The 24,451-nt window shown below is 73.2% G+C and carries 19 protein-coding genes and 1 pseudogene; 8 read left to right on the top strand and 12 right to left on the bottom strand.

Annotated elements, in window-relative coordinates; all coding sequences use genetic code 11:
* The first annotated feature begins 276 nt into the window (after nt 1-276).
* On the top strand, nt 277-873 hold the full coding sequence (locus ACIP5W_RS29415) for a DUF6083 domain-containing protein (RefSeq protein WP_401479930.1): 597 nt from the start codon (nt 277-279) through the stop codon (nt 871-873).
* Nucleotides 874-1,231: 358 nt separating this feature from the next.
* Complete coding sequence (locus ACIP5W_RS29410) at nt 1,232-1,522, top strand: zinc-ribbon domain-containing protein (protein WP_401479927.1); 291 nt, start codon at nt 1,232-1,234, stop codon at nt 1,520-1,522.
* Between the two features lie 13 nt (nt 1,523-1,535).
* Here the strand turns inward: ACIP5W_RS29410 and ACIP5W_RS29405 are convergent, their stop codons facing one another.
* Nucleotides 1,536-2,369: a TIGR03943 family putative permease subunit gene (locus ACIP5W_RS29405; RefSeq protein WP_401479924.1), complete on the bottom strand. Its 834-nt coding sequence runs from the start codon at nt 2,367-2,369 to the stop codon at nt 1,536-1,538.
* Nucleotides 2,366-3,307: a permease gene (locus ACIP5W_RS29400; protein ID WP_401480017.1), complete on the bottom strand. Its 942-nt coding sequence runs from the start codon at nt 3,305-3,307 to the stop codon at nt 2,366-2,368. Before ACIP5W_RS29400 ends, ACIP5W_RS29405 begins: the two co-directional genes overlap by 4 nt.
* 328 nt (nt 3,308-3,635) lie before the next feature.
* On the opposite strand from ACIP5W_RS29400, the gene ACIP5W_RS29395 reads away from it, so the two are divergent.
* On the top strand, nt 3,636-5,624 hold the full coding sequence (locus tag ACIP5W_RS29395; protein WP_401480014.1) for an NAD-binding protein: 1,989 nt from the start codon (nt 3,636-3,638) through the stop codon (nt 5,622-5,624).
* Nucleotides 5,625-6,220: 596 nt separating this feature from the next.
* On the opposite strand, the gene ACIP5W_RS29390 is transcribed toward ACIP5W_RS29395, so the two are convergent.
* Nucleotides 6,221-8,038, bottom strand: coding sequence for a prolyl oligopeptidase family serine peptidase (locus ACIP5W_RS29390; RefSeq protein ID WP_401479921.1), 1,818 nt, complete (start codon nt 8,036-8,038; stop codon nt 6,221-6,223).
* A gap of 314 nt (nt 8,039-8,352) precedes the next feature.
* Here ACIP5W_RS29390 and ACIP5W_RS29385 point away from each other — a divergent pair, with 314 nt between their 5' ends.
* Nucleotides 8,353-9,276 carry an SURF1 family cytochrome oxidase biogenesis protein gene (locus tag ACIP5W_RS29385; protein ID WP_401479919.1) on the top strand — a complete coding sequence of 308 codons (924 nt, stop codon included), beginning with the start codon at nt 8,353-8,355 and terminating at the stop codon, nt 9,274-9,276.
* Here the strand turns inward: ACIP5W_RS29385 and ACIP5W_RS29380 are convergent.
* From ACIP5W_RS29380 to ACIP5W_RS29350, 7 genes are all read right to left on the bottom strand, one after another.
* Nucleotides 9,237-10,295: a hypothetical protein gene (locus tag ACIP5W_RS29380; RefSeq protein WP_401479916.1), complete on the bottom strand. Its 1,059-nt coding sequence runs from the start codon at nt 10,293-10,295 to the stop codon at nt 9,237-9,239. The two genes, ACIP5W_RS29385 and ACIP5W_RS29380, sit on opposite strands and share 40 nt — an antisense overlap.
* A 128-nt stretch (nt 10,296-10,423) precedes the next feature.
* Complete coding sequence (locus ACIP5W_RS29375) at nt 10,424-11,017, bottom strand: SigE family RNA polymerase sigma factor (RefSeq protein WP_401479913.1); 594 nt, start codon at nt 11,015-11,017, stop codon at nt 10,424-10,426.
* A gap of 533 nt (nt 11,018-11,550) precedes the next feature.
* The gene (locus ACIP5W_RS29370; protein WP_401479910.1) at nt 11,551-12,603 is read right to left on the bottom strand and encodes an aspartate-semialdehyde dehydrogenase; all 1,053 of its coding nucleotides are present in this window, start codon (nt 12,601-12,603) and stop codon (nt 11,551-11,553) included.
* Complete coding sequence (locus ACIP5W_RS29365; RefSeq protein ID WP_366058468.1) at nt 12,600-13,877, bottom strand: aspartate kinase; 1,278 nt, start codon at nt 13,875-13,877, stop codon at nt 12,600-12,602. Before ACIP5W_RS29365 ends, ACIP5W_RS29370 begins: the two co-directional genes overlap by 4 nt.
* Before the next feature lie 220 nt (nt 13,878-14,097).
* Nucleotides 14,098-14,757: a DUF5063 domain-containing protein gene (locus tag ACIP5W_RS29360; protein ID WP_401479906.1), complete on the bottom strand. Its 660-nt coding sequence runs from the start codon at nt 14,755-14,757 to the stop codon at nt 14,098-14,100.
* Complete coding sequence (gene recR, locus ACIP5W_RS29355) at nt 14,750-15,349, bottom strand: recombination mediator RecR (RefSeq protein WP_363087455.1); 600 nt, start codon at nt 15,347-15,349, stop codon at nt 14,750-14,752. The genes ACIP5W_RS29360 and recR overlap by 8 nt, the downstream gene beginning before the upstream one ends.
* A 125-nt stretch (nt 15,350-15,474) precedes the next feature.
* Complete coding sequence (locus tag ACIP5W_RS29350) at nt 15,475-15,816, bottom strand: YbaB/EbfC family nucleoid-associated protein (protein ID WP_392241818.1); 342 nt, start codon at nt 15,814-15,816, stop codon at nt 15,475-15,477.
* Between the two features lie 293 nt (nt 15,817-16,109).
* Between ACIP5W_RS29350 and ACIP5W_RS29345 the strand changes: the two genes are divergently transcribed.
* Entirely contained in the window at nt 16,110-16,865 is a 756-nt protein-coding gene (locus ACIP5W_RS29345; RefSeq protein ID WP_401479901.1) for an SLATT domain-containing protein, read from the top strand.
* A gap of 197 nt (nt 16,866-17,062) precedes the next feature.
* Here ACIP5W_RS29345 and ACIP5W_RS29340 read toward each other — a convergent pair whose 3' ends face one another.
* Together ACIP5W_RS29340 and ACIP5W_RS29335 are read right to left on the bottom strand one after the other, a co-directional pair.
* Nucleotides 17,063-18,853 carry a protein kinase gene (locus ACIP5W_RS29340; RefSeq protein ID WP_401479898.1) on the bottom strand — a complete coding sequence of 597 codons (1,791 nt, stop codon included), beginning with the start codon at nt 18,851-18,853 and terminating at the stop codon, nt 17,063-17,065.
* Between the two features lie 202 nt (nt 18,854-19,055).
* A pseudogene (locus ACIP5W_RS29335) lies at nt 19,056-19,487 on the bottom strand (MarR family winged helix-turn-helix transcriptional regulator); the annotation flags it as partial.
* Between the two features lie 100 nt (nt 19,488-19,587).
* On the opposite strand from ACIP5W_RS29335, the gene ACIP5W_RS29330 reads away from it, so the two are divergent.
* The 3 genes from ACIP5W_RS29330 (at nt 19,588) to ACIP5W_RS29320 (ending at nt 24,451) form a co-directional block, all read left to right on the top strand.
* Nucleotides 19,588-20,943: an aspartate aminotransferase family protein gene (locus ACIP5W_RS29330; protein ID WP_401479895.1), complete on the top strand. Its 1,356-nt coding sequence runs from the start codon at nt 19,588-19,590 to the stop codon at nt 20,941-20,943.
* Between the two features lie 272 nt (nt 20,944-21,215).
* Nucleotides 21,216-21,917 carry a GntR family transcriptional regulator gene (locus tag ACIP5W_RS29325; protein ID WP_401480011.1) on the top strand — a complete coding sequence of 234 codons (702 nt, stop codon included), beginning with the start codon at nt 21,216-21,218 and terminating at the stop codon, nt 21,915-21,917.
* The gene (locus tag ACIP5W_RS29320) at nt 21,914-24,451 is read left to right on the top strand and encodes a glycosyltransferase (protein WP_401479892.1); all 2,538 of its coding nucleotides are present in this window, start codon (nt 21,914-21,916) and stop codon (nt 24,449-24,451) included. The genes ACIP5W_RS29325 and ACIP5W_RS29320 overlap by 4 nt, the downstream gene beginning before the upstream one ends.

Raw genomic sequence — 24,451 nt, 5'->3', positions numbered from 1 at the left:
TCGTGGGTTCAAATCCCGCCACCCCGACAGTGAAGTAGCAGGTCAGAGGGCCCTCACCGGATCGGTGTGGGCCCTCTGGCGTTGCCTTGGAATCGCAGGGCGGCCGCTGTCGATCAGCACACCTCCGGTGCGCCTCCTCGGTTGGGGCCGTCCGACGTGGCGGACGAGCTGGTGGACGTCCTCCGGTCCGGCACCCGGCGGAGAGCAGAGCGGCCCCTCGGTAAGGCCGAATCGCGCCCTACTGCAAACGGCTCAGACTCACTCACACTCGAACATATGGGGACGACTGGTGATCGTGACGGCCGCTTGTGCCAGCGCTGCGGGAGGCCCGGTCCGAATGTCCGCAGTCGGGGGCGGATCGATCTCATTGCGGAACTCTGCGAAGACTGCTGGAACCGGCTCGCGAATCGGATGGCGTTGGACGAGGGCGCCACGGCGCTGCCCCGACCGGAGCTCGGCCCGGACACCATGACGTTCGTGGAGCCATTGACCTGCGAGCGGTGTGGATCCGACATCCGTATCCGTCCGACGGTCTATGACCGATGGGTCAGCCTGGCCACTGCGGAACTGCCGGCCAAGGACGTGCCCCCGCACTTCCGCTGGCGCCTGGTTCACCTGCGCAGCCCTCGTTCGCCCGTGGTGATCGATGTCGTAGCGGTACGGGTGCGGGGTATCGATCCGCTGCCTGGCGAGGCAGTCACGCCGGCTCATCGGATGTTCTGTGCGGCGGAAGAGGCGGAGAGCTCGCCCGTCTCAGCACGGGGCTCCGGTCTGCCGCCCGCTGCTCGAGCGCTCCGTCGTTCGTCCGCCCCGGTCACCGCTCTGTCCCTCCCTCTCCGTGTGGACCACGGTAGGAAACGGAACGGCTTGTGAGGTCTGGGATTTCGGCCATCACCCGGCCGTGGCCACGGCAGTCGAATGCGCCACACGCCCAGGAGCAGGCCACGGCCGGACTCGCACTCGGGGAGTGCTGAGGAGGGGTGGTGTCAGCTACCGCGATCAGGGGGTGGCGACCGAGGTGTGGAAGTGGCCGACGGGTCAGGTGCGAGTGGGGGCCGGGCCCTCGTCCCGTGCCCGGGCGGCGGCGGTCGCCGGTACGTGGTGGAGTCGGCCGCCGGGGTGGGCCGTGGGGGGGATCATGGGTGGTGGGTGGATGGCATCGTGGGTGGTGTCAGACGCTGCTTCCTCGCGCTGTGGGAGGGAGGCGACGGACCGGGAAAGGACCGGCGACATGATCATCTTTGGGACCAAGGGGTATCTGTACCAGCTCGCGATACTGACGCTGGTGTGCGGGCGTTGTGGTAATCCGTCCGCGCACACGCTGAGGAAGCGCGTCACGAAGTTCACGCTGTTCTTCGTGCCGCTGTTCCCGATCTCGACGAAGTACGCCACGCAGTGCACGTTCTGCGGGGCGGAGCAGAAGCTGGTGAAGGAGCAGGCCGAGCACCTGCAGGCGCAGGCCGTCGGCGGTCAGGGCGGTCAGCCGTACGGGCAGCCGCAGCAGCAGCCGTACCAGTCCTGACGCCGCTGCCGTTTCAGGTGTTCCACGTCTCGTCGTAGGGATCCTTCGGCGCGGGCGTCGGCCTGGCCGCGGTGACCTCGATGAAGGGGATCGGGCCGTCGTTGACGGGGTCCTTGACGCGGTGCGGGGTGTAGGTGCCGGTGATCTCCAGCCAGGTGTCCGGCTGGAGTACCGGGGGGATCCGGCCGGTCAGGCCCACTTTGACCGGCTGGGCGTCCGCCGCGCAGCAGTTGAGGGCCATGCGGACCAGGTACGGGGTGCCGTCGCGGTCCAGTGCCAGGAAGCCGGTGAGCCGGATGCGGCGGCCGGTGAGGGTGCGGCCGTCGTCGTAGGCCGCGCGGCCCGCGTAGTCGGCCACGCTGAGGCGGAGGGGGTCCGAGGCGGGCAGCGGCGGGTAGGCCGGCGGCTCCTGGAGCGCCGTGCCGGCGCGGGTGGCGCTGTACGAGCCGAGGGCCGGCGGGGCCACCAGGATCAGGGCGAGGAGGGGGAGGACGAGCAGCCAGGAGACGCGGGGTTCGGGGTGAGGGGCCTGTGGGGCCTGCGGGGCCTGCGGGGCCTGCGGGGCCTGCGGGGCCTGCGGGGCCTGCGGGGCCTGCGGGGCCTGTGGGGCCTGTGGGGCTTGGAGGGCCTGTGGGGCTTGGAGGGTGGTGGGGTCCTCCTTCGGCCGTGTCGCGCGCCACTCGTACCAGGCCGTCGCCAGTGCCGTCGCGATCAGGACCGCGCCCGCCGCCAGGAGCAGGGGTTGCAGGCCCGCTTTCACGTAACGCAGGTAGAGGTCGGTGGTGCCCGCGTGCAGCAGGCTCGCGCCGAGGAGGAACAGGACGGCCGACTGGGCCTGGCGGTTCACAGCAGCACCGCCCCGGTCAGGACCGCTCCGCTGATCGCCAGCACGAAGGTGACGGGCGCGAAGCGGAGGGCGAAGCCGCGGCCGAACGTACCGGCCTGCATCGCGAACAGCTTCAGGTCGATCATCGGGCCGACGACGAGGAAGGCCAGCCGGGCCGTCAGCGAGAACTGCGTCAGCGACGCCGCCACGAACGCGTCCGCCTCCGAGCAGATCGACAGGACCACCGCCAGCACCGCGAGCGACAGCACCGCCACCGCCGGGTCGCCGGCCGCCGTACGCAGCCAGTGCTCCGGGGCCACCGCCTTCAGCGTCGCCGCCGCCATCGCGCCCACCACCAGGAAACCGCCCGCGTGCATCACGTCGTGGCGCGTCGAGTCCCAGAACGCCTCGCCCCGGCTCCGGCCCTCGTGCCGTGCGTGCGCCGGCGGCCGCATCCAGTCCGTGCGGCCCAGGCGGTGCCACAGCCAGCCCATGGCGCAGGCCACCAGCAGGCTCGCCACGAAGCGGGCCAGGACCATCTCCGGGTTGCGGGGGAACGCCACCGCCGTCGCCGTCAGCACGATCGGGTTGATCGCCGGGGCGGAGAGGAGGAAGGCGAGGGCCGCGGCGGGGGTCACCCCGCGGCGCACCAGCGCACCCGCCACCGGTACGGACGCGCACTCGCAGCCCGGCAGGACCGCGCCCGCCAGGCCGGCCACCGGGACCGCCAGCGCGGGCCGGTGGGGCAGGGCCCTGGCGAAGAAGGACGGCGGGACGTAGACCGCGATCGCCGCCGACAGCAGGACGCCCAGGACGAGGAACGGCAGCGCCTGGATCATCACCGCCACGAACACCGTCGTCCAGGTCTGCATCACCGGGGCGGAGAGGGTGCGGCGCAGGGGGGCCTGCAGCAGCACCATGAGGAGCAGGAGGAGGGTGAGGGCCAGGGGGGAGGTCAGGCGGCGGGGGGCGGGAGGCGTGTTCTCGTCCTCGCTCGGCGGGTTCGGCGGGCCGGGCTGCTTCGGGGCGCTCGGCGGGCTCGGGGTGTTCGCCGTGTGGTGGGTGCTCGGCGGGTCCGGGATGCCCGGCGGCCGCTTCGGGGCCTGTTCGGTCGTGGCCACGGGTGGGGCACCTCCGGGTCGCGTCGTTCTCCCTCCCCTCCCTTACGGGCTCACGGCTCCGCCCGTTCAGGGCGGATCTGGAACCACCCGTCGCGGTGAGGCAGTCTTTCCCCTCGTGGCTGGTCTACCGAATCAGGGTCCGGCGCCGGGCGAGTCCGGCGCACACATGGTGGTGTGCGGCGATGACGGGCTCGCGCACCGGCTGGCCGCGGAGTTGCGCGGGGTGTACGAGGAACAGGTCACGCTCGTCGTACCGCCCTCCGAGCGGGGGGTACGGCCGCCTGTCGTGGGGCGCGCCCGCGCGGTGTCCGCCGCGCTGCTCGACCGGGTGGTGAGCGCTGCCGTCAATCGGGCTGCCGGGAACGGCGGGGGGACGGGAGCGGGAACGGGAACTGCGGCGGGGACGGGAGCCGGGTCGGGCGCGGTCGCCGGTACGGCGGGAAGTGGCGAAGCCGGTTCCGTGGGGCGGGTGTTGGAGGCCGTCGAGCCGACCGAGGCCGTGCTCGCCGAGGCGGGAGTGGAACGAGCGGCCGCGCTCGCGCTCGTCTACGACGACGACGAGACGAACATCCGTGCCGCCCTCACCGCCCGTCGGCTCAACCCCCGGCTGCGGCTCGTCCTGCGGCTGTACAACCGGCGGTTGGGGCAGCACATCGAGGAACTCCTCGACCAGGCGGCCGCCCTGGCGACGGTCGGTGGGGGTGGCGGGTCCGCGGTGGGGGACGCCTCCACCACCGTCCTGTCCGACGCCGACACCGCCGCGCCCGCGCTGGCCGCGACCGCCGTCGCCGGCACCAGCAAGGTCGTCCAGACGGACGGGCTGTTGCTGCGGGCCGTCGAACGGCCCGCCCCGGGGGCCGGACGGGCCGCCGGTCCCGGACTGGCCACGCTCGCCCTGCTGTCCGCGACGAGCAACGACCCGGCCTTCGCGGACGGTTCCGAGACCAGCGGGGAGCAGGGGCCGCTGCTGTTGCCGGACGCGGCCACGGTCGCCGCCGCGAGCGGGCGGGGCAGCGTCGTGCTGGAACAGGTGTCGTACTCGGCCGGGCCCGCGTTGCCCTCCGGGCGGGGGGTCGGGGTCGTGGCGCCGTTCGCCTCCCTGTTCTCGCGGCGGCTGCGGTGGTCGCTGGCGGGGCTCGTGGGGTGTGTCGTCGCGCTCGCGGTGGCGTTGTGGCTGGTGACCGGCGTCCATCCGCTGGGGGCGGTGTACCTGACGCTGCTGGACCTGTTCTCGATCAACGATCCGGCGGTGGGGAAGTCGACCGAGCGGCAGGTTCTTCAACTCCTCTCCGGGCTGGTCGGGTTGCTGCTGCTGCCGGTGTTGCTGGCGGCCGTGCTGGAGGGGCTGGGGACGTTCCGGGCGGCCGGGTCGTTGCGGCGGCCGCCGCGGGGGCTGGGTGGGCATGTGGTGCTGCTGGGACTGGGGAAGATCGGGACGCGGGTACTGACACGGCTGCGGGAGCTGGACATTCCCGTGGTGTGCGTCGAGGCCTCCCCGGAGGCGCGGGGGGTCGCGGTGGCACGGCGGTTGCGGGTGCCGGTGGTACTGGGGGACGTCACGCAGGAGGGGGTGCTGGAGGCGGCGAAGATCCATCGGGCGCATGCGCTGCTGGCGGTGACCAGCTCCGACACGACGAATCTCGAGGCCGCCCTGTACGCGCGGTCCTTACACCACGACCTGCGGGTGGTGCTGCGGCTGTACGACGACGACTTCGCGACCGCGGTGTATCGCACGTTGCGGGCGGCGCATCCGCAGGCGTTGACGCGGAGCCGGAGCGTGACGCATCTGGCCGCGCCGTCGTTCGCGGGGGCGATGATGGGGCGGCAGATCCTGGGGGCGATTCCGGTGGAGCGGCGGGTGTTGTTGTTCGCTTCGCTGGAGGTCGGGGGGCACGGGCAGTTGGCGGGGAAGACGGTGGGGGAGGCGTTTCGGGCCGGGTACTGGCGGGTGTTGGCGTTGGAGGGGGCCGGACGGGAGTCGTCCGGGGTGGGCGGTGAGGGACGGGGAGCCGGGGTGGGGGCCGGGGTGGGGCTGGTGTGGGATCTGCCCGACTCGTATGTGCTGCGGGGGGAGGACCGGGTGGTGCTGGCCGCTACGCGGCGGGGGTTGGCGGAGCTGTTGGGGCGGCGGCGGAGGGGAGCGGCGGGGGTGTAGCCGCCTTCTTTTCCCGCCCCCGCCGCCCCTGCCCGTCCCGTCCCCAGGGGCTCCGCCCCCTCGACCCCACCCAGGGGCTCCGCCCCGGACCCCGGCGGGGACTCCGTCCCCTGCGCCCCTGGCTGGGGGAACCCGCTCCGAAGTGGTGCGGGAGTCTGGGCGCCGGCGGGGACTCCGTCCCCTGCACCCCTGGCTGGGGGGAACCCGCTCCGAAGTGGTGCGGGAGTCTGGGCGCCGGCGGGGACTCCGTCCCCTGCACCCCTGGCTGGGGGGAACCCGCTCCGGAGGGGACTCGGTCCCCGCACCCCGGCCGCGGAAAACCGCCGCGTAGGGGCCGGGAACCCTGAACACCGACCAGAAGCGCCCCCCGGCCCCAGAACTTCGCGGCCCCAGAGACCCGCTCCGGAGGGGCGGGGCCCCGGGACGGCGGCGAGGGGGCGCGCCGCTTGTTCTCCCGGCATGGTGACCCGCCCCGGGAGGACCGGCGGCCCCTGGCACCGGCGAGGTGTCGCAACGCCCGGGCCCGGTCACCGCAGCCCTGTGGCAGGGGCCCTGTGTCAGGGGCCCTGTGGCAGGGGGCCGGTGTCAGGGTTTTCTCAGTGGTCCAGGTATTTCTCCGCGAACTGCAGTTCCAGGCGGACCTGCTTGATGCGTTCGTCCACCACCAGGGAGCCGTGGCCGGCGTCGTAGCGGTAGACCTCGTGGAGGGCTCCTCTGTTCTCCAGGCGGGTCACGTAGTTGTCGATCTGGCGGATGGGGCAGCGGGGGTCGTTGACGCCGGCCGAGATGTAGACGGGGGCCTTGACCTGGTCCACGTAGGTCAGGGGGGAGGAGGCCCTGAAGCGGTCGGGGACCTCCTCGGGGGTGCCGCCCAGGAGCGTGCGGTCCATCGCCTTGAGGGCTTCCATCTCGTCGTGGTAGGCCGTGACGTAGTCGGCCACCGGGACCGCCGCGATGCCCAGCGCCCACGCCTCGGGCTGGGTGCCCAGGCCCAGGAGGGTCAGGTAGCCGCCCCAGGAGCCGCCGGTGAGGATCAGGCGGTCGGGGTCGGCCAGGCCCGAGGTCACCGCCCAGTCGCGGACCGCTGCGATGTCCTCCAGCTCGATCAGGCCGACCCGGTGCTTCAGGGCGTCCGTCCAGGCGCGGCCGTAGCCGGTGGAGCCGCGGTAGTTGACGCGGACGACCGCGTAGCCGTGGTCGACCCAGGCGGCGGGGCCGGCCGCGAAGGAGTCGCTGTCGTGCCAGGTGGGGCCGCCGTGGATGTCGAACACGGTGGGCAGGGGGCCGCTCGTGCCGGCCGGCTTCTGGACCAGGGCGTGGATGCGGCCGCCGGGGCCCTCCACCCACACGTCCTCCACCGGCACCGACCCCGGGGACTTCATGCCGGGCGGGTCCAGGACCGGCTCGCCCGTCGTCGAACGGACGGTGGGCGGCTCGGCCGCCGACGACCACAGGTACTCCACGCTGCCGTCGGGGCGGGCCGTCGCGCTCGAGACCGTGCCCGGCGGGGTCGGCACCCGCACGAGTTCCCGGCTCGTCAGGTCGTAGCGGAACAGCTCGCTGCGGGCCTCGAAGCTGTGCGAGACCAGGAGCCCGGAACCGTCCGGATACCATTCCGCGCCCACGTCACCCGGCAGATCGAGGGCCAGGTCGGTCTGCTCGCCGGTCGCCACGTCCCAGACGAGCGGCTCCCAGCGGCCCCGGCGCTGGTGGCCGATCAGCAGGCGGGTGTCGGCGTCGACGGGCGCGAAGCCCAGCACCTCGAGACCCAGTTCCCGGGTGCCGCCCTCGGTGTCGTCCAGCTCGGCGACCGTGGAGCCGTCGGGGCGCAGGACCCGCAGCGCGGAGTGCATCGCGTCGCCGTGTTCGGTGTGCTCGATCGCGATCAGGGTGCCGTCGTGGGACAGGTCTCCGACACCCGCCGACTCGCGGTGGCGGTACAGCTCGACCGGCGCCTCGTCGAGCCGCGCCACATGGATCGTCGTGCCGTCCTCGTCGGTGGAGCGGCCCACCACCGCCGTACGGCCGTCTCTGCTCAGGGCCAGGCCCGCCGGGTACGAGGGGTCGAGGCCCGGTGTCGCCAGTTCGTCCTCGCCGCCCTCGAAGGGCTGGCGGCGCCAGACCCCGAACTCGTCGCCGTCCTTGTCGTCGAACCACCAGATCCAGGCGCCGTCCGGGGAGAGCACGCCGTCCGTCGTGCCGTTGGCCCGGTTCGTCACCTGGCGCTGTTCGCCGGTGGACCGGTTCCAGGCGTACAGCTCGTACGTCCCTGTCGCGTTCGACACGAACAGGGAGCGGTCCGGTGCGTCCTCCGCCCAGTCGGGCAGTGACACCCGGGGCGCCCGGAAGCGCTTCTCCCAGTCCGGCATCTCCTCGTACCGCTGCGGCGCGGCGGACCCGTTGCTCTCAGTCATGGCCCCATACTGCCCGCCTCCGACGGCAAAGGAGCACCACGGCCCCCAGCCTGTGGACAAACACGGGGCCGCCCACGACCGCGCCTGTGGACAAATCAGGGCGCCCCCACCACTTCTGTGGACGGACCCGGGCCGCCGCAGCCGCGTGCCCACCCGCCGGCCCCTTTCTCCCCCTCCCCCTCGCCGCCCATCCCGCCTGCGCCTGCCGATCCACCCCGCGCACCCTCCCCGTGCCCTCCCCGCACTCCCCCCGTACCCACCGCGCACCCACCCCGCGGACCGCTCCCCCGCTGCCGCCCCGTACCGTTGTCGGTGTGTACCGGTTTCTGCTGACGCCCCGTTGGTGGGGGATAAACGTCTTCGTGCTGCTGGCCATCCCCTTCTGCGTGTTCATGGGGTCCTGGCAGCTGAGCCGGTTCGAGGCGCGCGTGGACGACCATCGCAGCGCCGAGGCGCAGGCCGACTCGGCCCGCACGCAGGCACCGCGTCCGCTGGCCGAGATGCTGCCCGTGGACAAGGCCACGTCCGGCAAGCGGGTCACCGCGAGCGGGCGGTACGGCGATCAGCTGCTGGTCCCCGACCGTGAGCTGGACGGCCGGGCGGGCTTCTACGTGCTGACGTTGCTGCGCACCGACGGCGGCAGGACCCTGCCCGTCGTGCGCGGCTGGCTGCCCGGTACGGCCGACGCCGCCAGGGCGCCGGCCCCGCCGGCCGGCGAGGTCAGCGTCACCGGCGCCCTCCAGGCGTCCGAGACGCCCGGCGACAACGGGGTGAGCGCGCGGGGCGGGCTGCCGCCCGGCCAGACCGGCGCGATCAGCACGGCCTCGCTGGTCAACCTCGTCTCCGACGACCTCTACGACGCCTGGGTCACCCTCGACACCGCCGACTCGGGGATGACGGCGGTGCCCGCGCGCGCGCCGAGCGGCGCGGGGCTGGACCTGAAGGCGTTCCAGAACCTCGGTTACACCGGTGAGTGGTTCGTGTTCGCCGGGTTCGTGGTGTTCATGTGGTTCCGGTTGCTGCGGCGCGAGATCGAGTTCGCGCGGGACGCGGAGCTGGGGATCACCGGGCCCGACGCCTCCGCTTCACCGGGGTCCCCCGGGCCCACCGGCCCTTCGGCCGCGCCCGAGTCCCCCGCGCCCACCGGATCCCCGGCCGCACCCGGCTCCCCCGCACCCACCGGGTCGCCCTCGGCGGCTCAGGACGCCGACGTCGACGCCAGCACGCCCGTCCGGTAGACCGTTCCCGCGCACGCGTCCGGCACCGTCGCGCTCACCGTCGGCGAGCCGCCCCCCGCCGTGTACGTCACCAGGACGCTGCCGTCGGCCGTGCCGTCCTCGGTGAACAGCTGGGGAGCCGTGCCGGACGTGCCGTCGGTCGTGCCGCCCGTGGTGCCGCTCTGCTCGCTCGGGGAGGGGTCCGGGGAGGGCGAGGGGCCGCCGGTGGTGCTGCCGCCGTTGGTGCCGCCGGTGGTGGGGCAGGTCTCGGAGGGCACCCAGGCGAACCGCACGTCGTACGCCGAGCCCGGGGCGAGGACCAGCTGGGAGACGTAGAGGGAGGGGTCGGGCAGGTTGGCCGCCGCGTCACCGGAGGTGTGTTCGGCGAGGGCGATCTTCGCGGGGTCGGCGGCGCCCTGCGCGGTGGGCGTCACGGACACGCTCCCGCCGACGGTGCAGCCGCGGTCGGAGACGTTGACGACGCGGAAGGTGCCGTAGACGACGCCGGCCGAGTCGGGGACCTCGACGACGGCGCTGGAGTCACCCAGCTGGGACGTGGTGCAGGCGGGGGCGTCGGCCGGGGAGGTGGTGGCGGAGCCGGTGCCGTCGGGTGAGCCGGTCGCGCTGCCGGAGGCCTTGGTTCCGGCGGTGTTCTCGGTGCTGTCCTGGCCGGGCCGGCCGGTGGTGCCGGCAGGGGCGCCGACCTTGCCGGAGGTGCCGCCGTCGGGGCCCTTGCCCTCACCGGCGCCGCCCTGGGTCTGGGAGGCCTGGCCGGCGATGGAGGGGTTGGCTTCGGAGCCGCCGGAGCGGGAGACGTGCAGCAGGGCGGGGACGGCGGTGCCGACGAAGAGGGCCGCGGCGGCCATTCCGACGGCGGCCTGGCGCTTGCGGGCCCGGCGGGCGGGGACGGCTCGCCGGAGGTGCTCCAGCGTCCCGTCGCCCGGCGCCATCTCCTGGACCGCCTGGTGCAGCATGCGGCGCAGTGCCAGCTCGTCCGAGTCGAGCCCGTCGGGACCCTGGTCGTCGAGGTGGTGGTTCACGGTTCCGTTCCCAGCGTGCGATTGCTTCGGCTCTTGCTTGTGCGGCGGCGGCGTCGTCGGCTCGTGCCACGCGTACGGCTCGTGCCGCTCGCGTGCGTCCCCGCCGTCGGGTTCCTCGCCCCGCGCGCTCACGCCGCCGCCCCCATGGCGACGCGCAGGGCGGCCATGCCGCGCGAGCCGTAGGCCTTGACCGAGCCGAGCGAGATGCCGAGGGTCTCGGCGACCTGGGCCTCGGTCATGTCGGCGAAGTAGCGCAGGACGAGGACCTCGCGCTGGCGGCGCTGGAGGCCCTTCATCGCCTTGATGAGGGAGTCGCGCTCCAGCTGGTCGTAGGCGCCCTCCTCCGCGCTGGCCATGTCCGGCATCGGCTTGGAGAGCAGCTTCAGGCCGAGGATGCGGCGGCGCAGGGCGGAGCGGGAGAGGTTGACGACCGTCTGGCGGAGGTAGGCGAGGGTCTTCTCCGGGTCGCGGACGCGTTTGCGCGCGGAGTGGACGCGGATGAAGGCCTCCTGGACGACGTCCTCGCAGGAGGCGGTGTCGTCGAGGAGGAGGGCGGCGAGACCGAGCAGCGAGCGGTAGTGGGCCCGGTAGGTCTCGGTGAGATGGTCGACGGTGGTGCCGGCGGCGACCACCTCGTCGGTGTCACGCTGGCTGGGTACGCGGGCAGGCCGCGCTGCGGGCATGGGCGCGATCACCGGCATGCCGCCGGGCGCGCCGGGCATGCGGGGTCGGAGGGCGCCGCGGGGCGGCCGTAGGGCCGTACCGCGGGTCGCCGGGAAGTCGAGAACCTCTGCCACGTCTGTTGGACACGCTTCCCCCCGCCGGGGTTGTACGGGTCGGCCGCGAGTTTTGTGCCGGCCGCCGGCCCACCCGCTCGCGCCCCTGCCCCGGATGCCCCGCTCGCACCCGCCGGCAGCCGCACGGGCGGCGCCTCCCATACCCTCATCTGACCCGTTCTTCCCCTGTATGTCATGTGTACGGGCGCCCCCACGCCCCGATCCCGGCGTCCCCATAGACCGGGATCACACCTCCGCGCACCCCGAAGGGTGACCGCAAAGACGCTCCCCGCGCTCCGCGTGGTTGCGGAGGGCGGGGAGGAAAATCTTCGAACGCCATAGGTGTCCGATACAAGTGGTGCCGGTCGTCGACCGGCTCACATCGCCGTGCGACAGATCCTACAAACGCCGAAGCCGCCGGCCAGGGAATTTCCGGTCGCCGGCTCCTGTCCCACCAAGCGTTGCGCCCGCCGCAAACGTCACCCGTGCTCCGCCGCCACCAGTTCGGCGATCTGCGCGGTGTTCAGGGCGGCCCCCTTGCGCAAGTTGTCCCCGCACACGAAGAGTTCGAGCGCCGTGGGGTCGTCGAGCGCCCGGCGCACCCGGCCGACCCAGGTGGGATCGGTGCCGACGACGTCGGCGGGCGTGGGGAACTCTCCGGCGGCCGGGTTGTCGAAGAGGACGACGCCGGGGGCGGTGGCGAGGATCTCGCGGGCGCCGCCGACGGTGACCTCGTCCTGGAAGCGGGCGTGGACGGTGAGGGAGTGCACGGTGATCACCGGCACCCGCACACAGGTCACGGCCACGGGCAGCTTCGGCAGTCCGAGGATCTTGCGGGACTCGTCCCGCACCTTCATCTCCTCCGACGACCAGCCGTCCTCGCGCGGCGACCCGGCCCACGGCACGACGTTCAGCGCGACCGGCTCCGGGAAGGGTCCCGTGAAGTCGCCGACGGCCCGTCGTACGTCACCGGGGCTGGTCCCCAGTTCCGTACCGGCGACCATGGACAGTTGCCGGCGCAGTGTCTCCACGCCGGCCCGGCCCGCCCCGCTGACCGCCTGGTACGACGACACCACCAGTTCGCGCAGGCCGTACTCGGCGTGCAGCGCGCCCAGCGCGACGATCATCGACAGGGTGGTGCAGTTCGGGTTGGCGACGATGCCGCGCGGCCGGTTGCGCACGGCGTGGGCGTTGACCTCGGGGACGACCAGCGGCACGTCCGGGTCCATCCGGAAGGCGCCCGAGTTGTCCACGACCACCACGCCCTTGGCGGCGGCGAGCGGCGCCCACCGCTCGGCGACCTCGTCCGGCACGTCGAACATCGCGACGTCGACGCCGTCGAAGGCCTCCTCGGTGAGCGCCACCACCTCGACCTCCTCGCCGCGCACGGCCAGCTTGCGGCCGGCCGAGCGCGGCGAGGCGATCAGTCGGATCTCGCCCCAGACGTCGGCGCGCTGGGACAGGATCTTCAGCATGACCGTGCCGACCGCTCCGGTCGCTCCCACGACCGCGAGCGTCGGTCGTCGGATCATCGCCCGGTGCCCCCGTAGACGACGGCCTCGTCGCTGTCGGAGTCGAGCCCGAAGGCGGTGTGCACGGCGCGCACGGCCTCCGGCACGTCGTCGGCGCGGGTGACCACCGAGATGCGGATCTCGGAGGTCGAGATCAGCTCGATGTTGACGCCCGCGTCGGACAGCGCCTTGAAGAAGTCGGCGGTGACGCCCGGGTTGGTCTTCATGCCGGCGCCGACGAGGGAGATCTTGCCGATCTGGTCGTCGTAGCGCAGGGAGTCGAAGCCGATGCCGCTCTTGTTCTTCTCCAGGGCGTCGATCGCCTTGCGGCCCTCGGACTTCGGCAGCGTGAAGGAGATGTCCGTGAGGCCGGTGGAGGCCGCGGACACGTTCTGCACGATCATGTCGAGGTTGATCTGCGCGTCGGCGACCGTGCGGAAGATCGTGGCCGCCTCGCCCGGCTTGTCCGGCACGCCGACGACCGTGATCTTGGCCTCGGAGGTGTCGTGCGCGACACCGGAGATGATGGCCTGCTCCACCTGCTTGTCCCCTTGCTCGATCGGCTCGCTGCTGACCCAGGTGCCCGGAAGTCCGCTGAAGGACGAACGGACGTGGATCGGGATGTTGTACCGGCGGGCGTACTCCACGCAGCGGTGGAGCAGCACCTTCGACCCGGACGAGGCCAGTTCGAGCATGTCCTCGAAGGAGATCCAGTCGATCTTCCGGGCCTTCTTCACCACGCGCGGGTCGGCGGTGAACACGCCGTCGACGTCGGTGTAGATCTCGCACACCTCGGCGTCGAGGGCGGCCGCGAGGGCCACAGCGGTGGTGTCGGACCCGCCGCGTCCCAGCGTGGTGATGTCCTTGGTGTCCTGGCTGACGCCCTGGAACCCGGCGACGATGGCGATGTTGCCCTCGTCGAGCGAGTCACGGATCCGGCCCGGCGTGACATCGATGATCCGGGCTTTGTTGTGGACCGAGTCGGTGATGACACCTGCCTGGCTGCCGGTGAAGCTCTGGGCGGAGTGGCCCAGGTTCTTGATCGCCATGGCCAGCAGGGCCATGGAGATCCGCTCTCCGGCGGTCAGCAGCATGTCGAGCTCGCGCCCGGCAGGGATCGGGGAAACCTGCTCCGCGAGATCGATCAGCTCGTCCGTCGTGTCGCCCATCGCGGAAACCACTGCCACCACCTGGTGGCCGTCCTTCTTGGCTTCCACGATCCGCTTGGCGACGCGCTTGATGCCCTCGGCATCGGCTACGGAGGAGCCTCCGTACTTCTGCACGACAAGGCCCACGTGCGCTCCTCGCTCAGTTTGTCTTTTTCCGCACATACGCCCTTGTACTGCGGGTCGGCTCAGTCTAACGAGCGCCCGAGAACCGCCCCCGGGATACCGCATGGTGAGACTCCCGGGGGCCGTCCGGGCGGGTCGTCCAGGACAGTCCCTGCCCACTGACACCGAAGTGAAAGCTGTGAGTTAAGTTTCAAGCACTGTCGGGACGTGGAGCGGCCGCAGGCTACCTGAGCGATCCCGGTCCCAGCCGGCCGCCGATCTCCTCGGCCATCACCCGGCCCGCCTCGAACTCCAGGGTGTCGTCGCCGTCGCCCTGGTCGGTGTCCAGGCCGTCCAGTTCCTGCAGGGGCTGGTCGAGGCGGACGTGGGCCAGGACCGAGTGGAGGGCGCGCAGGGTCGCCGAGGCCGTGGCGCCCCAGTTGGAGAAGTACGAGAACTGCCACCACCACAGGGCCTCCGAGGTGCGGCCGGCCCGGTAGTGGACCATGCCGTGCCGGAGGTCGGCGATGACGTCGGCGAGGTCGTCGGAGATCCGGGCGGGGACGGGCGCCTTGCGGGGCTCGTAGGGGTCGAAGACCTCGGAGTAGACGTCGACCGGCTCCAGGAGGCGGGCGAGGTTCTCGCGCAGTTCGTCCGCGTCGGGCTCGAATCCGGGGTCGGGCTCGTAGCGCTCGTCGGGGACGATGTCCTCGTGGGCGCCGAGGCGGCCGCCGGCCAGCAGGAGCTGGGAGACCTCCAGCAGGAGGAAGGGCACGGCCGAGTCCGGCTCGTCGCCCTTGGCGACCTCGGAGACCGCGACCAGGAAACTCTCGATCTGGTCGGCGATCTGGACGGCGAAGTCGTCCGGGTTCTGCTCGGTCGCGTGCAGCGTGGCGTCAGACATCTAGGAGTCGTCTCCCCTCGAAGGCGCGGCCGAGCGTGACCTCGTCCGCGTACTCCAGGTCGCCACCCACCGGGAGGCCGCTGGCCAGGCGGGTGACCTTCAGGCCCATGGGCTTGATCATGCGGGCGAGGTACGTGGCCGTCGCCTCGCCTTCGAGATTCGGGTCCGTGGCGAGGATCAGCTCGGTGACGGCGCCGTCGGCGAGGCGGGCCAGCAGCTCCCTGATGCGCAGGTCGTCGGGGCCGACGCCCTCGATCGGGCTGATCGCTCCGCCCAGGACGTGGTACTTGCCCCGGAACTCGCGGGTGCGCTCGATCGCGACCACGTCCTTCGGCTCCTCGACCACGCAGATGACGGAGAGGTCGCGGCGGGGGTCGCGGCAGATGTTGCACAGCTCCTCCTGCGCCACGTTGCCGCAGGTCGCGCAGAACCGGACCTTCGCCTTGACCTCCATCAGGCACTGCGCGAGACGCCGTACGTCCGTCGGTTCCGCCTGGAGGATGTGGAAGGCGATCCGCTGCGCGCTCTTGGGACCGACGCCGGGGAGCCGCCCCAGTTCGTCGATGAGGTCCTGGACCACGCCTTCGTACAACGGACTGCCGTCCTTCCTGGGGTTCCTTGCAGTACGTACGGTAGTTGGCCGCCGCCCGTCCTAGGAAGGCGGTGTGGGCGTCGCGTGGGCGACGAACGTCGAAACGGCCGGGCCCGGGGGCGGGGTCAGAACGGCAGGCCGGGGATGCCGCCGCCGCCGAGGCCCTGGGCGAGCGGGCCGAGCTTCTGCTGCTGGAGGTTCTGCGCGTTCTCGTTGGCCGCCTGGACGGCCGCGACGACGAGGTCGGCGAGGGTCTCGGTGTCCTCGGGGTCCACCGCCTTCGGGTCGATCTTCAGGGCGCGCAGCTCGCCGGCGCCCGTCACGGTGGCCCGCACCAGGCCGCCGCCGGCCTGGCCGTCGACCTCCGTGTTCGCCAGCTCCTCCTGGGCACGCGCCAGATCCTGCTGCATCTTCTGGGCCTGCTGGAGCAGCTGCTGCATGTTGGGCTGGCCACCACCGGGAATCACGATCAGCTCCTCTTCCGGGCCTTGGTCGGTACGGGGTTTTCCCGCTCGGCACGAGCCTACGTGGTCTGTGCGGGTGTCGCTCCAGCACTCTTTCGAGTGAGTCTCGAGTGTGGCCTATACCTGATCAAGGCCCATTTCCGGGCGGAAAAGAGGTGAAAGCTTCCTCTTCGCCACCCATTGGGCGGTAGGAAAGGGTCCGGCGCATCAGCACCGCGATTCACGGTGGCATCGGGTGGCATCGGGTGGCATCAGGCGTTGCGCAACGGGATCGGTCGGACAGTAGGGAGTGCCGGGTGGGTCAGCAGCCGGAGAGGCAGCCCGAGGGTCCGCGCCAGGACGGGCGGAGCGGGGGCGCGGCATGGCTGCGGCCGGGCGATCTGACCGGGCGGGCCTTTCCGCTCGGGGACTGGGGCGAGCCGGCCGAGCGGCTCGACGAGCTGTACCGATGGGTCGAGCGGGGCGCGCTGGACACGGCCGCCTGGTACCTCGCCGACCGGGTGTGGAAGCGGCGGGTGGCACGGGTCCTGCGGGGCGGGGCCGCGGCGGGGGCGGTGACGGGGGCGGCGCTGCCGCTGCTCGATGTCGCCGGGGCGACGGGCGGGGTGGCGCCCTGGGGATACCTGGCGCTGCTGGCGGCGGCGGCGTGCCTGGCCGTCGACCGGTTCTTCGGGATGACGGCCGGGTGGATGAGGGACATGGCCACGGCGCAGGCGGTGCAGCGGAGGCTGCAGGTGCTGCAGTTCGAGTGGGCGGCGGAGAGTGTGCGGGAGGTGCTGGGGCCGGCGGAGGGAACGGCCGGCGAGGCCGCCGAGCGGTGTCTCGGGGTGCTGCGGCGGTTCTCGGAGGACGTGACCGAGCTGGTGCGGGTGGAGACGGTGGACTGGATGGTGTCGTTCCGTACGGGGGCGGCGCCGATGGGGTTGCAGGGGGTGGGCGTCTCCGAGGGCGGGGGGCGGGGTGCCGGTGCGGCTCCCGGGCGGATTCCGTTGCCGCCCGGGGGTGCGGGGCGGCCCAACATGCCCCGGCAGCGGCCGCCCGAGCCGCGGTGACCCTGCGGTGACCGGGCCGGTGGTGACCGGGCCGGTGGTGGCCGGGCCGGTGGTTTTCTCGCCCCCGCCGCCCCTTCCCGACCTGGTCCTGCGGGGGCTGTGCCCCTCAGACCCCCGTATTCGGCATCCGGCCTGAACGGCCTCGTCCTCGAACGCCGGACGGGCCGACGTGCCCTGAGCGGTGCCTTCCGGCCGCGTCAGCTCCGGTCGTACGTCAGCTTTTCGCCGGTCGTGGGGTTGAGGCGTTCCAGTCGGCCGTTCGACAGGAGCGTCACCTCCGTGGCCGCGCCCGGGGAGCAGGAGGAGAGGGGCTCGCCCTCGGTGACCTTCGAGGGGCCCAGGGCCAGGGGCGACTGTGCGGTCGGGGCTTGGCTCAGGGTGGCCGTGAACTCGCAGTGGTAGGCCTCGCCGTCGGCCACCAGGCGCAGGACCGTGTCACCCACCTCGCCCTGGGTGAGGGTCAGGCGGCGGGTGTCGGCGCCGTTGATCGTGGTGGTCCAGGTGCCCAGGTAGGTCTTGGGGATCCGGCCCTCCTCCGGCGTGGGGGACGGGGAGGAGGGTGACGGGGACGGGGACCGGGTCCCGGGATCCGTCGGCGTCGCGGGGGCCGACGTCGTCGGGGCCGGGAGCGCGCCGGAGGTGCCGTCGTCGCCGTTCATGACCGCGTACACGGTGCCGCCGGCGGCGAGCGCGACCACCGCGGCGATCACGCCGAGCAGCACCGTGGAACGGCCGCCGCGGCGGGGCGGGTCCTGGAGGTCGTCGGTGTGACCGGTATGGCCGGGGTGGCCGGGGTGGTCACCGTAGGGGGTGCCGTACGCCGCCGCGTCGGCCGCGTAGGGGTTGTGCGGGACCGGCACCTGCATCGGCATCGGCGCCTGCGTGGGTAGCGGCATCGGTTGCCGGGGCGGGGCCGGGTACTGCTGGGGGTGGCCGTACGCCGGGTGGGGCGCGGCCAGGGTGGGGACGTGGTCGGGCGGGGCCGCGAGGGTGCCGCGGGGTCCGGAGTGCTGCGGGGCGGCCTCCGTGAAGGCTCCTTGGGGGTCCTCCGTCTCCAGGAGCCGTACGGCGTGCCGGCCCAGCTGGGCGACGAGGGCGCCCGGCAGCCACGGGTCGCGGGAGCGGCCGTCTGCGACGGTGTCCTCGGCGCCGGTGTGCTCCAGGATCCACTCCAGCGTGGGCCGGGTCGCCGGGTCCTTGCGCAGGCAGGCGCGGACCAGGTCGGCGATGCCCTCGGGCACGCGCGTGAGGTCGGGTTCCTCCTCGGCTATGCGGAACAGCAGCGCGTGGACGCCCTGCTGGTCGGCGGAGCCGAAGGGGAGGTCGCCGGTGGCGGCGTAGGTGAGGACGGAGCCCAGGCAGAAGACGTCGCACGCGGGCGTGATCCGGTCGCCGCGCACCTGCTCGGGGGCCATGAAGCCGGGCGAGCCGATCAGCGCGCCGGTCTGGGTGAGGCCACCGCCGCCGAGCTGGGTCAGGGCGCCGTCGCCGGTCACGGTCTCCAGGGCCCGCGCGACACCGAAGTCGATGACGCGGGGGCCCTCGATGGTGACCATCACGTTGGACGGCTTGAGGTCGCGGTGGACGATCCCGGCCGCGTGGATGTTGGTGAGGGCGTGCGCGAGGCCGGCGGCGAGGATGCGCACCGACCGCTCGGGCAGCGGGCCGTGGTCGTGGTCCACCACCTGCTGGAGGCTGGGTCCGGCGACATAGCCGGTGGCGACCCAGGGCACGGCGGCCTCGGTGTCGGCGTCGAGGACGGGCGCGGTCCAGAACCCGCCGACGCGCTGGGCGTTGCGCACCTCCTGGCGGAACCGTGCCCGGAACTCCTCGCGCTCGGCCAGTTCGGGCCGGACCAGCTTCACGGCGACGGTCCGTCCGCGGTCCGAACGGGCCAGGAAGACCTGCCCCATACCGCCCGACCCCAGCCGCCCGAGCAGCCGGTAGCCGCCGATCCGCTGTGGATCCCCCGGTCCCAGCTTCTCCATGGCAGCTCCGCCTTTCCCCCACAGATGTGATCCCGCCGAGAGAATAAACCGGCCGTTCGGGGAGTCGAGCGGTGTGGTGTCTACGGTTCCGTAACAGGCGCTTCGGGCAGGCGCTTCGGGCAGGCGCTTCGGGCCGGGGCTTCTCGGCCGGGGCTTCTCGGCCGGGGCCGTGGCCGGGCTCATGGCGGGCCCGTGGCCGGGCTCATGGCCCGGCTTCATGACGGGGCTTCGCCGCGGGCCCCCGACGGGGCTCGTGGCGGGCCTCCGGACGGGCCTTCGGACCGGGCGGCTCCAGTTCCTCCAGCACCCGGGACAGCCGTTCCGGCACCCGGACGGCCTCGGCCGGCTCCGCCTCGCCGTACGCCTCGGCCAGCCGGTCGGCGAAGGCCGCGTGACCGGGGTCGATACGGGCGATCGCGGCGCGCCCGCGCGCGGTGGGCGCCAGCAGTTTCGCGCGCCGGTGCGCCGGGTCGGGCCGGTACTCCGCGAGCCCCCCGCCGACCAGCAGGTCGGACACGCGCTGCACGCTCTGCCGCGTGATGCCCATGGCACGGGCGATGCCGGACACCGGGAGGGGCTCGGTGAGAACCGCGCCGAGCACCTGCCACCACGCTGCGGTGAGGGTCGCGGCCCGGTCCGGCCGTTCACGCCCGACAACCTGTCGCGGAATCCCCCCGCCCACGGAACAGGACGCCGATACCGCTTCCGCATCGCGGACATTTACGCTCGCCCGCATGACCCCTCAGACCGACCCCCAGGCCGGCGCCGCCGTGAAGGCCGCGGACCGCGCGCACGTCTTCCACTCCTGGTCCGCGCAGGAACTCATCGACCCGCTCGCCGTGGCCGGCGCCGAGGGGTCGTACTTCTGGGACTACGACGGCAAGCGTTACCTCGACCTCACCAGCGGGCTCGTCTACACGAACATCGGCTACCAGCACCCCAAGGTCGTCGCCGCGATCCAGGAGCAGGCCGCGCGCCTGACCACGTTCGCGCCCGCCTTCGCCGTCGAGGCCCGCTCGGAGGCGGCCCGGCTGATCGCCGAGCGCACCCCCGGCGACCTCGACAAGATCTTCTTCACCAACGGCGGCGCCGACGCCGTGGAGCACGCGGTGCGCATGGCGCGCCTGCACACCGGACGGGCCAAGGTGCTGTCGGCGTACCGCTCCTACCACGGCGGCACCCAGCAGGCCGTGAACATCACCGGCGACCCGCGCCGCTGGGCCTCCGACTCGGCCGCGGCCGGGGTCGTGCACTTCTGGGCGCCGTTCCTGTACCGCTCCCGCTTCTACGCGGAGACGGAGGAGCAGGAGTGCGCGCGGGCGCTGGAGCACCTGGAGACGACGATCGCCTTCGAGGGGCCCGCGACGATCGCCGCGATCGTCCTGGAGACCATCCCCGGCACCGCCGGGATCATGGTGCCGCCGCCCGGCTACCTGGCCGGCGTCCGTGAACTGTGCGACAAGTACGGGATCGTCTTCGTCCTGGATGAGGTCATGGCCGGGTTCGGGCGCACCGGTGAGTGGTTCGCGGCCGACCTGTCGGGGGTCGTGCCCGACCTGATGACCTTCGCCAAGGGCGTGAACAGCGGTTACGTGCCGCTGGGCGGGGTCGCCATCTCGGGCGCGATCGCGGAGACCTTCGGGAAGCGGCCGTACCCCGGTGGTCTCACCTACTCCGGGCACCCGCTGGCCTGCGCCGCCGCCGTCGCCACGATCGACGTGATGGCGGAGGAGGGCGTCGTGGAGAACGCGAAGAACCTCGGCGCCTCCGTCGTCGGGCCGGGGCTGCGGGAGCTGGCCGAACGCCACCCGAGCGTCGGCGAGGTGCGCGGCGTCGGCATGTTCTGGGCGCTGGAGCTGGTGAAGGACCGCGAGACGCGCGAGCCGCTGGTGCCGTACAACGCCGCCGGTGAGGCGAACGCGCCGATGGCCGCGTTCGGGGCCGCCGCGAAGAAGGCCGGGGTGTGGCCCTTCGTCAACATGAACCGCACCCACTTCGTGCCGCCGTGCAACGCGAGCGAGGCGGAGCTGAAGGAGGGGCTCGCGGCGCTGGACACGGCGCTGTCGGTGGCCGACGAGTACACCGTGTAGCCCTCGGACGGAGCGGACGGCCGTCTGACGGGGCGGACGGCCGTCGGGCACACCGGACGCCGGTCGAGCGCACGCACGGCTGCCGAGGGCGCCGGACGGCCGTCCGGCGCACCGGACGACCGCGGGTGTGCGGACAAGTCGCGGACGAGCTTCCTGAATTCGTCGAACGCGTAAGGTGGCGTGCTCGTACATACCGACGAGCACGCCATCGGCCGATGGCGCTCACGCCGTCGACCGGCGTACGCGACGAGGACGAGGGAGACGCCCCGACCATGTCCGGCAGCAGCGGCAAGGGCGCCGTGACCCGCAGCACCCTGCGGCAGCAGATCGCCGACGCCCTTCGCGACGAGGTGCTGGCGGGACGGCTCCAGCCGGGCCAGGAGTTCACGGTGAAGGAGATCGCCGACCAGTACGGCGTCTCCGCGACGCCCGTCCGCGAGGCACTGGTCGATCTGTCGGCGCAGGGGCTGCTGGACGCCGACCAGCACCGGGGCTTCCGGGTGCACGAGTACACCGTGGCCGACTTCCGGGGCATGGTCGAGGCGCGCACCCTGGTCGTCGAGAGCATGTTCCTCGCCCTGGACGAGGGCAGGCAGCCCTTCCAGAGCCTGGAAGACCCGCGGATCGCGGCGGCCGTCGCGGGGGTGCGCCGGCGCGGCGAGGAGGCGCAGCGGGCCGCGGCGGCCGGCGACCTCACCGTGCTCATCGGCTACGACCTGCGGTTCTGGCGTGAGCTGAGCGCCCTGTTCGGCAACCCCTACCTCGCCGACTTCCTGAACCGGCTGCGCCTGCAGACCTGGGTGTGCCTGGTGCAGCACCTGCGCCGGCTGGCCGAACTGCGCGGCCACCTGTGGTCCGGCCACACCGAACTGGTCGACGCCCTCCACCGCCGTGACACCGCCACGGCCCGCACGCTCCTCGACGCGTACAACACGCACTCCCTGGCGCTGATCGAGCGGCTGACGGCCGGATGAGCGGGACGGACACCGCCGAGGGGTCCCACGGCGCCCCCGGGTCCCGAGAAGTCCCCGAGTCCCGTGGCGTCCCCGCGTCCGGCAGCGTCCCCGAGCCCCACGGGGTCCCCGCGTCCCGCCGGCCGCCCGCCCTCTCCGTCGTGGTCCCCGCCTACAACGAGGAACACCGGCTGGGCCCCACCCTCGACGCGCTCACCCGGCAGCTCGCCGCCGCCGAGGACCGGTGGGGCAGCTGGGAGATCGTGGTCGCCGACGACGGCTCCACCGACGCCACCCGCGAGCTCGTCACCCGGCGCCGCGATCCCCGACTGCGGCTGGTCACCAGCCCCCGCAACCGCGGCAAGGGCCACGCACTGCGGCTCGGCGTGGGCGCCAGCCGGGGGCGCCGGGTGCTGATCACCGACGCCGATCTCGCCGTGCCCGTAGGCGAGTTGGAGCGGCTCGAGGAGGCGCTCGACGAGGGCGGCGCGGCGGCGGTCGGCTCCCGTGCCGTGCCCGGGGCGACGCTCGGCGAGCGCCGGCACCCGGTGCGCGAACTGCTCGGCAGCGCGGGCAACCTGATCGTCCGCGCGACGGCCGTGCGCGGGATACGCGACACCCAGTGCGGGTTCAAGCTGTTCGACGGCGAGAAGGTCCGCGCCGCGTTCGCCGCGTCCCGGCTGGACGGCTGGGCCATCGACGTGGAGGTGCTGCGCCACTTCCAGCGGGCGGGCTGGCCGGTGGCCGAGGTGCCCGTGCACTGGTCGCACCGGCCCGGCTCCAAGCTCCGCCCGCTGGACTACCCGCGCTTCCTGCGCGACCTGGTCCGCCTGCGCCTCCCGGCCGTGAGGGCCGCCGACGCCGTCGTCTGCGCCCTGTTCCTCGCCATGGCCGTCGCGCTCTACGCCGGCCGCTTCTTCGACCCGGCCCACCGCCACCTCACCGACTCCCTCCAGGACCAGAACCAGTGGGAGTGGTTCTTCGCGGTGACCGCCGACAACGTCGCGCACCTGCGGAACCCGCTGTTCAGCGACCTCCAGGGCGTCCCCGACGGCGTGAACCTGATGGCGAACACCGCCATGTTCGGCCTGTCGGTCCCGCTCACCCCGGTCACGCTCCTGTGGGGTCCGGCCGTCGCCCTCAGCCTGGCGACGACGCTGGGGCTCGCGGCCACCGCCGCGGCCTGGTACCGGCTGATGCTGCACCGGCTCGTGGCGCGGCGCGGGGCGGCCTTCACCGGGGCCGCCCTGGCCGCCTTCGCGCCGCCGATGGTCAGCCACGCCAACGCCCACCCCAACTTCGTCGTCCTGTTCATGATCCCGGCGATCGTCGAGCGGACCCTGCGGCTGTGCGCGGGCACCCGGGTCACCCGCGACGCGGTGATCCTCGGTCTGATGACGGCCTACCAGGTGTTCCTCGGCGAGGAGGCCCTGCTGCTGGCCGCGCTGGGCATGCTCCTGTTCGCCGCCGCCCACGCGGCCGCGCGCCCCCACGCGGCCCGCGCGGCCGCACGTCCCCTGCTGCGCGGCCTGGCGATCGCCGCGGCGGTCTGCCTGACCCTGGTCGTCTACCCGCTGGCCTGGCAGTTCTCCGGCCCGCAGAGCTACACCCACCTCGACCACGGGCCCGGCGCCGCCAACCCGGTGCGCGCCCTGTTCACCTTCGCCGAGCGGTCCCTCCTCGCCGGCGACGCCGGCCGGGCGGACGCCCTCTCCCTGAACCGGACCGAACAGAACGCCTTCTACGGCTGGCCCCTGCTCCTCCTCGCCCTCGCGGTCACCGTCGGCCTGTGGCGCCGGCCCGTCGTCCGGGCGCTGGCGTTCACCGCGGCCGCCGCGGCCCTCCTCTCCCTGGGTCCGCGCGTCCGCATCCCGCCGACGGGCGCCGAGGTCCCCGGCCCCTGGGCGCCGCTGGCGCACCTGCCGCTGCTGGAATCGGTCATCGTCGGCCGCGTCGCGCTGATCTGCGCGCCCGTCCTCGGGATGCTGCTCGCCCTCGCCGTCGACCGGTCGGCGAACACCCGCTCCCCGGCCCCGCGGCACGCCGTCCCGCTGGTCGTCTGCCTGGCCCTGCTCCCCCTGGTCCCGGCCCCGCTGCGGTCCGAGCCGCGCGCCGGGACGCCCGCCTTCTTCACCGACGGCGCCTGGAGGGGGTACGTCCGCCCCGGCGAGTCCCTCGTGCCGGTGCCGCTGCCCGACCCCACCGCCGCCGAGGCCCTGCACTGGCAGACCGCCGCCGGCCTCGGCTTCCGGATGCCGGGCGGCTACTTCAACCGGCCCTACGGCGACGGCGACCGCAGCGGTGTCTACGGCGTGCCGCTGAACTGGACGGCGAGCCTGCTGAAGGACGTGCGGGAGACGGGCGTCGCCCAGGTGATCGACGACCGGGCGCGGGAGCAGGCCCGGCGGGACCTCGCGTACTGGCGGGCGGGGGCGCTGGTGCTCGCGCCTCAGCCGCACGACGGGCCGCTGCGGGCCACCGTGGACGAGCTCGTGGGCCGGCCAGGTAGGTGGGTGGCCGGAGTGTGGGTATGGGACCTGCACGAAGGGAGCTGA

It is taken from the genome of Streptomyces sp. NPDC088766, from assembly GCF_044750845.1.
Lineage (GTDB): Bacteria > Actinomycetota > Actinomycetes > Streptomycetales > Streptomycetaceae > Streptomyces.
Note: the sequence above shows the minus strand (reverse complement) of the source record. Positions and strands in the feature narration are given on the sequence as shown.